This is a genomic window from Proteus sp. fly-1013, assembly GCF_040140245.1.
Taxonomy (GTDB): domain Bacteria; phylum Pseudomonadota; class Gammaproteobacteria; order Enterobacterales; family Enterobacteriaceae; genus Proteus; species Proteus mirabilis_B.
Genome location: NZ_JBEEWD010000015.1, coordinates 17,263 through 29,856, shown reverse-complemented (window position 1 = coordinate 29,856; position 12,594 = coordinate 17,263). Strand labels below are relative to the sequence as shown.

At 43.8% G+C, this 12,594-nt stretch carries 9 protein-coding genes; all 9 read left to right on the top strand.

Annotation, left to right across the window (positions count from 1 at the left end; translation table 11 throughout):
• Positions 1–75 (top strand): EF-Tu C-terminal domain-related protein (locus ABN236_RS18945; RefSeq protein ID WP_072077167.1); only part of this gene is annotated, 75 nt, incomplete at its 5' end.
• A gap of 272 nt (positions 76–347) precedes the next feature.
• On the top strand, positions 348–725 hold the full coding sequence (gene secE, locus ABN236_RS18940) for a preprotein translocase subunit SecE (protein WP_023583091.1): 378 nt from the start codon (positions 348–350) through the stop codon (positions 723–725).
• Positions 726–732: 7 nt separating this feature from the next.
• Positions 733–1,278, top strand: coding sequence for a transcription termination/antitermination protein NusG (gene nusG, locus ABN236_RS18935; RefSeq protein ID WP_004246900.1), 546 nt, complete (start codon positions 733–735; stop codon positions 1,276–1,278).
• Between the two features lie 146 nt (positions 1,279–1,424).
• Entirely contained in the window at positions 1,425–1,853 is a 429-nt protein-coding gene (rplK, locus tag ABN236_RS18930; RefSeq protein WP_088494387.1) for a 50S ribosomal protein L11, read from the top strand.
• Positions 1,854–1,857: 4 nt separating this feature from the next.
• The gene (rplA, locus tag ABN236_RS18925; protein ID WP_072064767.1) at positions 1,858–2,559 is read left to right on the top strand and encodes a 50S ribosomal protein L1; all 702 of its coding nucleotides are present in this window, start codon (positions 1,858–1,860) and stop codon (positions 2,557–2,559) included.
• Positions 2,560–2,885: 326 nt separating this feature from the next.
• Positions 2,886–3,383, top strand: coding sequence for a 50S ribosomal protein L10 (rplJ, locus tag ABN236_RS18920; RefSeq protein WP_088494388.1), 498 nt, complete (start codon positions 2,886–2,888; stop codon positions 3,381–3,383).
• 63 nt (positions 3,384–3,446) lie between these two features.
• The gene (rplL, locus tag ABN236_RS18915; RefSeq protein WP_023583093.1) at positions 3,447–3,812 is read left to right on the top strand and encodes a 50S ribosomal protein L7/L12; all 366 of its coding nucleotides are present in this window, start codon (positions 3,447–3,449) and stop codon (positions 3,810–3,812) included.
• Between the two features lie 351 nt (positions 3,813–4,163).
• Positions 4,164–8,192, top strand: a complete 4,029-nt coding sequence (rpoB, locus tag ABN236_RS18910; protein WP_072071066.1) for a DNA-directed RNA polymerase subunit beta — start codon at positions 4,164–4,166, stop codon at positions 8,190–8,192.
• Positions 8,193–8,314: 122 nt separating this feature from the next.
• Complete coding sequence (gene rpoC / locus ABN236_RS18905) at positions 8,315–12,541, top strand: DNA-directed RNA polymerase subunit beta' (protein WP_088494389.1); 4,227 nt, start codon at positions 8,315–8,317, stop codon at positions 12,539–12,541.
• The last annotated feature ends 53 nt before the right edge of the window (positions 12,542–12,594 follow it).

The following is a 12,594-nucleotide window of genomic DNA, read 5'->3' as shown; positions in this document are numbered from 1 at the left end:
GACGGTTTACGTTTCGCTATCCGTGAAGGTGGCCGTACAGTAGGTGCGGGCGTTGTTGCTAAAGTATTAGGTTAATTACTCGCGTAATTTCCTAGAGAAGGGCATCAATTGATGCCCTTTTTATGCGTTGTTTGAAAAAGAACCTATCTCATCACTAGTTTGCTGTAAATTATTGGTGAGATAGGCTCTGATACAACGAATCGAGTCCAGTATCTTGCAGATACGAATGTCATAGAGATATGACACTGTGTCAGATGCAATCATAGTTGATTTTATGGTTAGTCTGATTTGTTTTGCTCTTGCGAGGCAAGCTGGCTATTTATTTACATCATATGACAGGTTAATTTATGAGTGCGAATAGCGGAGCTCAAGATAGCAAACGCGGTGGTGATATCGCTAAGTGGATCATTACCGTTTTATTGCTGGCAGTAGCAGTGGGTGGCAACTATCTTTACCGTGAATTTAACCTAGCGTTACGAGCTTTAGCTGTTGTTGCTTTGTTCGTAGCAGCGGGTGGGATCGCGTTGTGGACAACACAAGGTAAAGCAACATTAGCATTTGCTCGCGAAGCGCGTATTGAAATGCGTAAAGTAGTATGGCCAACACGTCAAGAAACATTGCAGACAACCCTGATTGTTGCTGCGGTGACGGCTATTGTGTCATTAGTTCTTTGGGGACTGGATGGCATTCTGGTTCGTTTTGTTTCCTTTATTACTGGCCTGTGAGGTGTTCATGACTGATTCTCCAAAAAAACGCTGGTATGTCATTCAGGCTTTTTCAGGCTTTGAAGGCCGTGTTGCACAGTCTCTGCGTGAACATATCAAATTAAACGAAATGGAAGACTCATTCGGCGAAGTTATGGTTCCAACCGAAGAAGTGGTTGAGATCCGTAGCGGTCAACGTCGCAAAAGTGAGCGTAAATTTTTCCCAGGTTATGTTCTTGTCCAAATGGTCATGAACGATGCAACTTGGCACTTAGTACGTAATGTACCTCGTGTTATGGGATTCATTGGCGGAACGTCTGACAGACCTGCACCAATTAGCGATAAAGAAGTTGATGCGATTATGAATCGCTTACAACAAGTTGGTGATAAACCGCGTCCTAAAACACTGTTTGAACCAGGTGAAATGGTTCGTGTTAGCGATGGTCCATTCGCTGACTTTAACGGTGTTGTTGAAGAAGTTGATTACGAAAAAAGCCGCTTAAAAGTCTCTGTATCAATCTTTGGTCGTGCAACACCAGTTGAATTAGACTTTAGTCAGGTTGAAAAAGGTTAAACCTTTTTACGTTGCTTTCTTGCAAAAGGTGGAAAAGTTATCTACAATTTTCCACCTTTCGTTTTGAGTTGTTTTGCCATAAGGCAAAACAAAGTAAAATCGGGGAGCCCTAGCCGGGCGATATACCCAAATTGAGGAATTAATTAATGGCTAAGAAAGTCCAAGCCTATATCAAACTGCAAGTTTCTGCAGGTATGGCTAATCCAAGTCCACCAGTTGGTCCAGCTCTGGGTCAACAAGGTGTTAACATCATGGAATTCTGTAAAGCATTCAACGCTAAAACTGAAAGCGTAGAAAAAGGTTTACCAATTCCTGTTGTTATTACAGTTTATGCTGACCGTTCTTTCACTTTCGTTACCAAAACTCCTCCAGCAGCAGTTCTGCTGAAGAAAGCGGCGGGCGTGAAATCAGGTTCTGGCAAACCGAACAAAGAGAAAGTAGGTAAAATTACTTCTGCTCAAGTTCGTGAAATCGCAGAAACTAAAGCTGCGGACCTGACTGGTGCTGACGTTGAAGCTATGATGCGTTCAATCGAAGGTACTGCTCGTTCCATGGGCCTGGTAGTGGAGGATTAATCTGATGGCTAAACTAACCAAGCGCATGCGCAATATCCGTGAGAAAGTTGAAGTAACTAAACAGTACGAAATTACTGAAGCTGTTGCTTTACTGAAAGAACTGGCTACTGCTAAATTCGTTGAAAGCGTTGACGTTGCTGTTAACCTTGGCATCGATGCACGTAAATCAGATCAAAACGTTCGTGGTGCAACTGTACTTCCACACGGTACTGGCCGTTCAGTTCGCGTTGCTGTATTCGCACAAGGTGCAAATGCAGAAGCTGCTAAAGAAGCAGGCGCTGAATTAGTCGGTATGGACGACTTAGCTGCTAAAGTTAAAGCTGGCGAAATGGACTTCGACGTTGTTATCGCATCTCCAGATGCAATGCGCGTTGTAGGTCAATTAGGTCAAATCCTTGGCCCACGCGGCTTAATGCCAAACCCGAAAGTGGGTACTGTAACTCCTAACGTTGCTGAAGCAGTTAAAAATGCTAAAGCTGGTCAGGTTCGTTACCGTAACGACAAAAATGGTATTATCCATACCACTATCGGTAAAGTTGATTTCAACGAAGCTCAGTTGAAAGAAAACTTAGAAGCTCTGCTGGTTGCTCTGAAAAAAGCAAAACCATCAGCAGCGAAAGGCGTTTATATCAAGAAAGTAAGCCTGTCTACCACTATGGGTGCAGGTGTTGCTATTGATCAAGCTAGCTTGAGCGCGACAGTTTAATCTTAGATTAGACTAAAGTCATAAAAGACTTTACCTTGGCGTCAAATTTGTATAGAATTTGACGCCTTGAGTTTAGCTATGTGGTATTTTATTTAAGTCTGCATAACTAAATTCTCTGAATTTCGGTTGGAGTCTGGCCTATCCAGACCCCGTCCAAGACCGCAGGTGTAAGTAATTACTTAATTTTCCTGCGTAGACGGTGAGAGAGCCAATAAAGAATTATATATTCTGGATTCTACTCACCGTGTTTTAGCGCTTATACCATTGTGGTAATAAGTGATGTGAGTCCCGAGTTTTTACTCGGTTAATCCAGGAGCAAGAAGCTAATGGCACTAAATCTTCAAGACAAACAAGCGATTGTTGCTGAAGTCAGCGAAGTTGCCAAAGGTGCGCTTTCTGCAGTTGTTGCGGATTCCCGTGGCGTTACTGTAGCTAAAATGACCGAACTGCGTAAAGCATGTCGTGAAGCTGGCGTTACTGTACGTGTAGTACGTAACACACTTCTGCGTCGTGCTGTTGAAGGTACTTCTTATGAAGTACTGAAAGATGCATTTGTTGGTCCAACCTTGATTGCATTTTCTGCTGAACATCCGGGCGCTGCAGCTCGTCTGTTCAAAGAATTCGCGAAAGCGAACCCAGCATTCGAGATTAAAGCGGCTGCCTTTGAAGGTGAGTTTATCCCAGGTTCGAACATCGATCGTCTGGCTACACTCCCAACTTACGATGAAGCAATCGCACGCCTGATGGCAACCATGAAAGAAGCCTCTGCAGGCAAATTGGTTCGCACTCTGGCTGCTCTGCGCGATCAGAAAGAAGCTGCTTAATAGCCAATTTCTTCGTTGCTTTATTTACGTATAAACTTTTTCTGAATTTTAGGAACACTTGTTATGTCTATTTCTAAAGACGATATCTTAAACGCAGTTGCTGAAATGTCTGTAATGGACGTTGTTGAACTGATCTCTATGATGGAAGAAAAATTCGGTGTATCTGCTGCTGCAGCTGTTGCTGTTGCTGCGGGTCCAGCAGAAGCTGCTGAAGAGAAAACTGAATTTGACGTTATCCTGAAAGCTATCGGCGGTAACAAAGTAGCAGTAATCAAAGCAGTACGTGGCGCTACCGGTCTTGGCCTGAAAGAAGCTAAAGACTTAGTAGAATCTGCACCAGCAGCTCTGAAAGAAGGCGTAAGCAAAGATGATGCTGAAGCTCTGAAGAAAGCTCTGGAAGAAGCAGGCGCTGAGGTTGAAGTTAAATAATTTAACTTCCCAGAGTGCAGCCTAACGGCTGATGGCTGGTGATTTTTTGGTCACCAGCCTTTTTGCGCTGTAAGGTAAGAGTCACTTTTTCACACTTTTTTGGTGTCTCATTACTTCAATATTTTTTGCTATTGACGACTTAATATACTGTGTTAATCACTACGATCCACGTTCTCGAAAGCTCGGTAGTGAGTTCAGCACAATGAAATGATTTAAGAGTAATAGCAATGAATATTCGGAAAATAGTTGTTTTCCTACCTACAAAAAAACAGTGTTAGCAGAATGTCGAGCCATCCTTAAAAAGTTAAGGACAGGCAGAGTGGGTCACTTTTCAGCGAGCTGAGGAACCCTATGGTTTACTCCTATACCGAGAAAAAACGTATTCGTAAGGATTTTGGTAAACGTCCACAAGTTCTGGATGTTCCCTATCTCCTTTCTATCCAACTTGACTCGTTCCAGAAGTTCATCGAGCAAGATCCTGATGGTCAAAACGGTCTGGAAGCAGCTTTCCGTTCCGTATTTCCTATCCAAAGCTACAGTGGTAACGCTGAATTACAATATGTCAGCTACCGCTTAGGCGAGCCTGTTTTTGATGTTAAAGAATGTCAGATCCGCGGTGTAACTTACTCAGCACCTTTGCGTGTAAAACTGCGTCTGGTCATTTATGAACGTGAAGCCCCAGAAGGCACCGTTAAAGACATCAAAGAACAAGAAGTCTATATGGGTGAAATCCCATTAATGACCGATAATGGTACTTTTGTTATCAATGGTACTGAGCGTGTTATCGTTTCCCAGTTACACCGTAGCCCTGGTGTGTTCTTTGATAGTGACAAAGGTAAAACACACTCTTCAGGTAAGGTACTGTATAACGCACGTATTATCCCTTATCGTGGCTCATGGTTAGACTTCGAATTCGACCCTAAAGATAACCTTTTTGTCCGTATTGACCGTCGCCGTAAATTACCTGCGACTATCATTTTACGCGCAATGAACTACAGCACTGAAGAAATCTTAGGATTATTCTTCGAAAAAACACTGTTTGAAATCAGCAACAACAAGCTGATGATGACATTAGTGCCTGAACGTCTGCGTGGTGAAACTGCTTCATTTGATATTGAAGCAAACGGCAAAGTGTATGTCGAAAAAGGCCGTCGTATTACCGCTCGCCATATTCGTCAATTAGAAAAAGAGCAAGTTGACCGCATTGAAGTACCTGTTGAATACATTGCAGGTAAAGTGGTTGCTCGTGACTATATTGATGAAGCGACAGGTGAACTGATTTGTGCTGCTAACATGGAAATCTCTTTAGATGTGTTAGCTCGCTTAAGTCAAGCTGGTCATAAAACGATTGAAACTCTGTTTACCAATGACTTAGATCATGGTGCTTATATTTCAGAAACTGTTCGCGTCGATCCTACAAACGATCGTTTAAGCGCGTTAGTTGAAATCTATCGCATGATGCGTCCTGGTGAACCACCTACACGCGAAGCCGCAGAAAACTTATTTGAGAACTTATTCTTCTCTGAAGATCGTTATGATCTTTCTGCTGTAGGTCGTATGAAGTTCAACCGTTCGTTAAGCCGTGACGAAGTTGAAGGTTCTGGCATCCTAAGCCAAGAAGATATCATTGAAGTAATGAAAAAACTGATTGATATCCGTAATGGTAAAGGTGAAGTGGATGATATCGACCACTTAGGTAACCGTCGTATTCGTTCTGTTGGCGAAATGGCTGAAAACCAATTCCGTGTTGGTCTGGTGCGTGTTGAACGTGCAGTTAAAGAGCGTCTGTCTTTAGGCGATCTTGATGCATTAATGCCACAAGATATGATCAACGCAAAACCGATTTCTGCTGCTGTCAAAGAATTCTTTGGCTCTAGCCAGTTATCACAGTTTATGGATCAGAATAACCCGCTATCAGAAATTACGCACAAACGTCGTATTTCTGCATTAGGCCCAGGTGGTTTGACCCGTGAACGCGCAGGCTTCGAAGTTCGAGACGTACACCCAACTCACTACGGTCGTGTGTGCCCAATCGAAACGCCTGAAGGTCCAAACATCGGTCTTATCAACTCATTATCTGTTTATGCACAGACTAACGAGTACGGTTTCCTAGAAACGCCTTACCGTGTTGTTGAAAACAACGCTGTAACAGATGAGATTCACTATCTGTCTGCAATTGAAGAAGGTAACTTCATCATTGCTCAGGCTAACTCCGTATTAGACGATGACAATCACTTCGTTGAAGAATTAGTTACTTGCCGTCATAAAGGTGAGTCAAGCTTATTTAGTCGTGACCAAGTTCAGTACATGGACGTTTCAACCCAACAGGTTGTTTCTGTCGGTGCCTCACTGATCCCATTCCTTGAACACGATGACGCCAACCGTGCATTGATGGGTGCGAACATGCAACGTCAGGCTGTTCCTACACTTCGTGGTGATAAACCACTAGTAGGTACAGGTATGGAACGTGCGGTTGCGGTTGACTCCGGTGTTACTGCGGTTGCTAAACGTGGTGGTGTTGTTCAGTATGTTGATGCTTCTCGTATCGTTATCAAAGTTAACGAAGAAGAGACTTACGCTGGTGAAGCGGGCATCGATATCTACAGCTTGACTAAATACACCCGTTCTAACCAGAACACATGTATTAACCAAACTCCTTGCGTATCTTTAGGTGAGCCTGTTGATCGCGGTGACGTGTTAGCTGATGGTCCTTCAACAGACCTTGGTGAGTTAGCATTAGGTCAAAACATGCGCGTGGCATTTATGCCATGGAATGGTTATAACTACGAGGACTCCATCCTTGTATCTGAGCGTGTTGTTCAAGAAGACCGTTTCACTACTATCCACATTCAAGAACTCGCTTGTGTCTCTCGTGATACTAAGTTAGGGCCTGAAGAGATCACGGCTGATATCCCGAACGTCGGTGAAGCAGCGTTATCTAAACTGGATGAATCAGGTATCGTTTATATCGGTGCTGAAGTGAAAGGTGGCGACATTCTGGTTGGTAAAGTAACACCTAAAGGTGAAACTCAACTGACTCCAGAAGAGAAACTGCTACGTGCTATCTTCGGTGAAAAAGCGTCTGATGTTAAAGATTCTTCTCTACGCGTTCCTAATGGTGTGTCTGGTACAGTTATCGACGTACAAGTCTTCACCCGTGATGGCGTAGAAAAAGATAAACGTGCATTAGAAATCGAAGAATCACAGTTACGTGAAGTTAAGAAAGACTTAACTGAAGAACTGCGTATTTTTGAAGCTGGTCTATTCGCTCGTATCCGTGGTGTTCTGATTGCTGGCGGTATTGAAGCTGAGAAATTAGACAAATTACCTCGTGAGCGTTGGTTAGAGCTGGGTATTGCGGATGAAGAGAAGCAAAACCAGTTAGAACAATTAGCTGAACAGTATGATGAACTGAAAGCTGAGTTCGCGAAGAAACTGGAAGCCAAACGTCGTAAAATCACTCAAGGCGATGATTTAGCACCAGGCGTGCTGAAAATCGTTAAGGTTTACCTGGCTGTTAAACGTCAGATCCAACCTGGTGATAAGATGGCGGGTCGTCATGGTAACAAGGGTGTTATCTCTAAGATTAACCCAATTGAAGACATGCCATACGATGAAAACGGTAATCCAGTAGACCTCGTACTGAACCCACTAGGTGTACCATCACGTATGAACATCGGTCAGATCCTTGAAACTCACTTGGGTATGGCTGCTAAAGGTATCGGTGATAAGATCAATGCGATGCTGAAACAGCAACAAGAAGTTGCTAAGTTACGTGAATTTATCCAGAAAGCTTACGATCTGGGTATGGCACCTCGTCAGAAAGTTGATCTGGACACCTTCAGCGATGAAGAAGTGTTACGTCTGGCTGAAAACCTGAAAAAAGGTATGCCAACCGCAACACCAGTGTTCGATGGTGCAGAAGAAATGGAAATTAAAGAGATGCTGAAATTAGCTGATCTTCCAACTTCTGGTCAGATTACACTTTTCGATGGTCGTACAGGTGAACAATTTGAGCGTCCAGTAACTGTTGGTTACATGTACATGCTGAAACTGAACCACTTAGTTGATGACAAGATGCACGCCCGTTCTACCGGTTCGTACAGCTTGGTTACTCAGCAACCTCTTGGTGGTAAAGCTCAGTTTGGTGGACAGCGTTTCGGGGAGATGGAAGTGTGGGCACTGGAAGCATACGGTGCAGCATATACTCTTCAAGAAATGCTTACTGTTAAGTCGGATGACGTTAACGGTCGTACCAAAATGTACAAAAACATCGTTGATGGTAACCATCAGATGGAACCAGGTATGCCAGAGTCGTTCAACGTATTGTTGAAAGAGATCCGTTCACTGGGTATCAACATCGAATTGGAAGACGAATAACGTATTCCATATAGACAGACTGCTAGAAATGGCAGTCTGTCAAACAGTGACTACACTGGTTTAAAGGGGTGAATGACAGGGGTCATTTGCCTGGCAGGTCTAACTCCGACAGGAGCCATTTCGTGAAAGACTTATTAAAGTTTCTGAAAGCGCAAACCAAGACCGAAGAGTTTGATGCGATCAAAATTGCTCTGGCATCACCTGATATGATCCGTTCATGGTCATTTGGTGAAGTTAAAAAGCCAGAAACAATTAACTACCGTACGTTCAAACCAGAACGTGACGGTCTTTTCTGTGCCCGTATTTTCGGACCAGTAAAAGATTACGAATGTTTGTGTGGTAAATACAAACGTTTAAAACACCGTGGTGTTATCTGTGAGAAGTGTGGCGTTGAAGTTACACAAACTAAAGTTCGTCGTGAACGTATGGGTCACATCGAATTAGCTTCTCCAGTTGCTCACATTTGGTTCTTGAAATCACTGCCGTCCCGTATCGGTCTGCTGCTGGATATGCCACTGCGCGATATTGAACGTGTACTGTATTTTGAATCTTACGTTGTTGTTGAAGGCGGGATGACCAGCCTTGAGCGCGGACAAATCTTAACAGAAGAGCAATATCTTGATGCATTAGAAGAGTTCGGTGACGAATTCGATGCGAAGATGGGTGCAGAAGCTGTTCAGAACCTGTTACAGAGCATGGATCTGGAACAAGAGTGTGAAACGCTGCGTGAAGAGTTAAATGAAACTAACTCTGAAACCAAACGTAAGAAACTGACTAAACGTATCAAGTTACTTGAAGCATTCATGCAATCAGGCAATAAACCTGAATGGATGATCTTAACTGTACTGCCTGTGTTACCACCAGACTTACGTCCACTGGTTCCACTTGATGGCGGTCGTTTTGCGACTTCAGACCTGAACGATTTATATCGTCGTGTGATCAACCGTAACAACCGTTTAAAACGCCTGCTTGATTTAGCAGCACCAGACATTATCGTACGTAACGAAAAACGTATGTTACAAGAGTCTGTGGATGCGTTATTAGATAACGGTCGTCGTGGTCGTGCGATTACAGGTTCTAACAAACGTCCTCTGAAATCTTTGGCTGATATGATCAAAGGTAAACAAGGTCGTTTCCGTCAAAACCTGTTAGGTAAACGTGTTGACTATTCTGGTCGTTCTGTAATCACCGTTGGTCCATACCTGCGTCTGCATCAGTGTGGTCTACCGAAGAAAATGGCTCTTGAGTTATTCAAACCATTTATTTACGGAAAACTGGAAACCCGTGGTTTAGCGACAACAATTAAAGCCGCTAAAAAAATGGTTGAGCGTGAAGAAGCGGTTGTTTGGGATATCTTAGATGAAGTTATCCGCGAACACCCAGTGATGCTAAACCGTGCACCAACACTTCACCGTTTAGGTATTCAGGCATTTGAACCAATCCTTATCGAAGGTAAAGCTATTCAGTTACACCCACTCGTTTGTGCGGCATATAACGCCGACTTCGATGGTGACCAAATGGCGGTTCACGTACCATTGACATTAGAAGCACAGTTAGAAGCTCGTGCGCTGATGATGTCAACAAACAACATTCTGTCTCCTGCAAGTGGTGACCCAATCATCGTTCCTTCACAGGACGTTGTATTAGGTCTGTACTACATGACTCGTGACTGCATCAATGCCAAAGGTGAAGGCATGGTGTTAAGTGGTCCTAAAGAAGCTGAACGCGTTTACCGCGCAGGTTTAGCTTCTTTACACGCACGCGTTAAAGTACGTATCACTGAAGAGATCAAAGATGGTGAAGGTAACATCACCACTGAAACTAGCTTAAAAGACACCACTGTCGGCCGAGCTATTTTATGGATGATCGTACCAAAAGGCCTACCTTACGCGCTGGTTAACCAACCATTAGGTAAGAAAGCAATTTCTAAAATGCTGAATACCTGTTATCGCGTAATGGGCTTGAAGCCAACAGTTATTTTTGCTGACCAAATCATGTATACCGGTTTTGCTTATGCAGCACGTTCAGGTGCTTCAGTAGGTATCGATGACATGGTTATCCCTGCTAAAAAAGCAGAGATCATTGCGGAAGCAGAAGCTGAAGTTGCAGAAATTCAGGAACAGTTCCAATCCGGTCTGGTAACAGCGGGCGAACGTTACAACAAAGTTATCGATATTTGGGCTGCGGCGAATGAGCGCGTAGCAAAAGCGATGATGGAAAACCTGTCTACTGAAACCGTTATTAACCGTAATGGTGAAGAAGAACAACAAGTATCTTTCAACAGCATCTTTATGATGGCTGACTCCGGTGCTCGTGGTTCTGCAGCTCAGATCCGTCAGTTAGCAGGTATGCGTGGTCTGATGGCTAAGCCAGATGGCTCAATCATCGAGACACCAATCACAGCGAACTTCCGTGAAGGTCTGAACGTACTCCAGTACTTCATCTCAACCCACGGTGCTCGTAAAGGTCTTGCGGATACCGCACTGAAAACAGCAAACTCCGGTTACTTGACTCGTCGTTTAGTTGACGTTGCACAAGACTTAGTCGTAACAGAAGACGACTGTGGTACAACCGAAGGTGTTATGATGACTCCGGTTATCGAAGGTGGTGATGTTAAAGAACCACTGCGTGAACGTGTATTAGGTCGTGTGGCTGCAGAAGATATTCTGAAACCAGGTACTGCCGATATTCTTGTTCCACGTAACACCCTGTTAAACGAAAAACTGTGTGACCTGTTAGAAGAAAACTCAGTTGACAGCGTGAAAGTACGTTCAGTTGTAACCTGTAACACAGACTTCGGTGTGTGTGCGAATTGTTATGGTCGTGACCTTGCTCGTGGTCATATCATCAACAAAGGTGAAGCTATCGGTGTTATCGCGGCACAGTCAATCGGTGAACCAGGTACACAGTTAACGATGCGTACGTTCCACATCGGTGGTGCGGCATCTCGTGCGGCAGCAGAATCTAGCATTCAAGTACGTAACAAAGGTACTCTGAAGCTGTTCAATGCGAAGTTCATTACTAATACTGCTGGTAAGTTAGTTATCACTTCTCGTAATACTGAATTACGTTTAATTGACGAATTCGGTCGTACAAAAGAAAGCTATAAAGTACCTTACGGTGCTCAATTAGCGAAAGGTGATGGCGAAGCAGTTAACGGTGGCGAAACTGTTGCTAACTGGGATCCACATACAATGCCAGTTGTGAGTGAAGTATCTGGTATCATCCGTTTTGCTGACATGGTTGATGGTCAAACTATCACACGTCAAACAGATGAATTAACAGGTCTTTCTTCACTGGTTGTTCTGGATTCAGCAGAGCGTACAGGTAGCGGTAAAGATTTACGTCCAGCATTGCGCATCACTGATGCACAAGGTAATGATGTATTAATTCCGAATACTGATATGCCAGCACAGTACTTCCTGCCAGGTAAAGCAATTGTTCAGTTAGACGATGGCATTACAATTAACGCAGGTGACACTTTAGCGCGTATTCCACAAGAATCTGGCGGTACTAAAGATATCACCGGTGGTCTGCCACGCGTTGCTGACCTGTTTGAAGCTCGTCGTCCGAAAGAGCCTGCAATCCTTGCTGAAATCAGCGGTATTGTTTCGTTCGGTAAAGAGACTAAAGGTAAACGTCGTCTAGTTATTTCTCCATTAGACGGTAGTGATGCATACGAAGAGATGATCCCTAAATGGCGTCAGCTTAACGTATTCGAAGGTGAGGTTGTGGAACGCGGTGATGTAATCTCCGATGGTCCAGAATCACCACACGACATTCTGCGCTTACGTGGTGTTCATGCGGTTACTCGCTATATCACTAACGAAGTACAGGAAGTTTACCGTTTACAAGGCGTTAAGATTAACGATAAACACATCGAAGTTATCGTTCGTCAGATGCTACGTAAAGTTACCATTGAGAACGCAGGAAGTTCTGAGTTCCTCGAAGGTGAACAGGTTGAATACGCTCGCGTTAAAGTATCAAACCGTGTTCTGGAAGATGATGGCAAAGTACCAGCAACGTATGCTCGTGACCTGTTAGGTATCACTAAAGCATCTCTGGCAACTGAATCCTTCATCTCTGCTGCATCGTTCCAAGAAACAACTCGTGTTCTGACGGAAGCTGCGGTAGCGGGTAAACGTGATGAATTACGTGGCTTGAAAGAAAACGTTATTGTTGGTCGCTTGATCCCAGCTGGTACTGGATATGCGTATCACCAAGATCGTATGAAGCGTCGTCAATCACAACTGCCGACAGATGAAACTGAAACAACAATCAGTGCTGATGAAGCATCTGCTAACTTAGCAGAATTACTGAATGCTGGTTTCGGTGGATTAAAAGACTAAAATCTAATTTAGATTAGATTGAAATGCCCTCCATTGTGAGGGCATTTTTTGTT

Coding starts and splice junctions, on each gene's coding strand:
- secE (WP_023583091.1), top strand. CDS start 348: ATGAGTGCGAATAGCGGAGCTCAAGATAGCAAACGCGGTGGTGATATC.
- nusG (WP_004246900.1), top strand. CDS start 733: ATGACTGATTCTCCAAAAAAACGCTGGTATGTCATTCAGGCTTTTTCA.
- rplK (WP_088494387.1), top strand. CDS start 1,425: ATGGCTAAGAAAGTCCAAGCCTATATCAAACTGCAAGTTTCTGCAGGT.
- rplA (WP_072064767.1), top strand. CDS start 1,858: ATGGCTAAACTAACCAAGCGCATGCGCAATATCCGTGAGAAAGTTGAA.
- rplJ (WP_088494388.1), top strand. CDS start 2,886: ATGGCACTAAATCTTCAAGACAAACAAGCGATTGTTGCTGAAGTCAGC.
- rplL (WP_023583093.1), top strand. CDS start 3,447: ATGTCTATTTCTAAAGACGATATCTTAAACGCAGTTGCTGAAATGTCT.
- rpoB (WP_072071066.1), top strand. CDS start 4,164: ATGGTTTACTCCTATACCGAGAAAAAACGTATTCGTAAGGATTTTGGT.